The following is a 1,277-nucleotide window of genomic DNA, read 5'->3' as shown; positions in this document are numbered from 1 at the left end:
CACTCCAAAGACGACCACGGACAGTGGACCCGGCACGCCACCGGCGCCCTCACCCCCACCCCCACCATGCCCGCCGACCTGCGCCACGCCTGGCCCCCGCCGGACGCCGAACCACTGGACACCACCGGCCTGTACGACCGCCTGGTCGACCACGGCTACGGCTACGGCCCGGCCTTCCACGGCCTCACCCGAGCCTGGAAACACGGCGACGACCTCTACGCCGAGGTGACCCTGCCCGAAGAAGCCGGACAGACCACCCGATACGGCCTACACCCCGCCCTCCTCGACGCCGCGATGCACGTGGACCTGGTGGCCGGGCCGAAGGCCACGCTGATCCCGTTCAACTGGAACGGCGTCACCCTGCACGCCGCCGGCGCCGACGCGCTGCGAGTGCGGCTACGCCGTCTGGACGGCGACGAGGTCACCCGGCTGGACCTGGCCGATCATGCCGGACGGCCGGTGGCCACGGTGGAGACGGTGGTGTCCCGGCCGGTCCAGGCCGACCAACTGGCACAGGCCCGCCCGGCCTCCGAGTCGCTGCTCGCGGTGACGTGGCGGCCGGTAGCGCCGTCGGGTCCCCTCGGCGCGGTGGACGCCTCCGACGCGCTCGTCATCGACGCCACCGGCGAAGCCTCAGGCGGCGGTATGCCGGATCGGGTGCGGCGTGCCCTGCGTCCGGTCCTTTCCGGCCTGCAGGACTGGTCGGTCGAGGCGGACACGCGGCCGGTGGTGGTGATCACCCGGGGCGCCGTGGGGGTGCGCGACACCGAAGCGCCGGATCCGGCGCGGGCCGCGGTCTGGGGCCTGGTGCGGGCCGCCCAGGAGGAGAACCCCGGCCGGATCATCCTGGTCGACCTGGATCCGGCCGGCGACCTGGCGGACGGCGTACGCGTCGCCCTGGCCACCGGCGAGCCCGAGCTGGCGATCCGTGACGGCCGGCCGTGGGTCCCCCGGCTGACCCGCGCCGCACTCCCGCGCGAGGGACATGCCGACCGGGTATCGCGCGCCGCAGCCGTTGACCCGTACGACGCGGCCTGGCCGGCCGATGGGACCACGCTGATCACCGGCGGCACCGGCGGGCTGGGCGCCCTGATGGCCCGGCACCTGGTGGCCGAACACGGCGTACGGCACCTGCTCCTGGTCTCCCGCCGCGGCCTGGACGCCCCCGGCGCCACCGAGCTGCGCGACGAGCTGACCGGACAGGGCGCCGAGGTCACCATCGCCGCCTGCGACGTGGCCGACCGCGACGCCCTCACCGTACTGCTGGAGCAGATCCC

The 1,277-nt window shown here is 75.0% G+C and carries 1 protein-coding gene; it reads left to right on the top strand.

Features of this window, described 5'->3' with window-relative positions:
• Positions 1–1,277 (top strand): polyketide synthase dehydratase domain-containing protein (locus tag AB0J64_RS57305; protein ID WP_364047289.1); only part of this gene is annotated, 1,277 nt, incomplete at both ends.

The sequence above is a fragment of the Nonomuraea sp. NPDC049695 genome (genome assembly GCF_040674955.1).
Taxonomy (GTDB): domain Bacteria; phylum Actinomycetota; class Actinomycetes; order Streptosporangiales; family Streptosporangiaceae; genus Nonomuraea; species Nonomuraea helvata.
The sequence above is the reverse complement of the archived record's forward strand: the minus strand, read 5'-3'. Positions and strand labels throughout refer to the sequence as shown.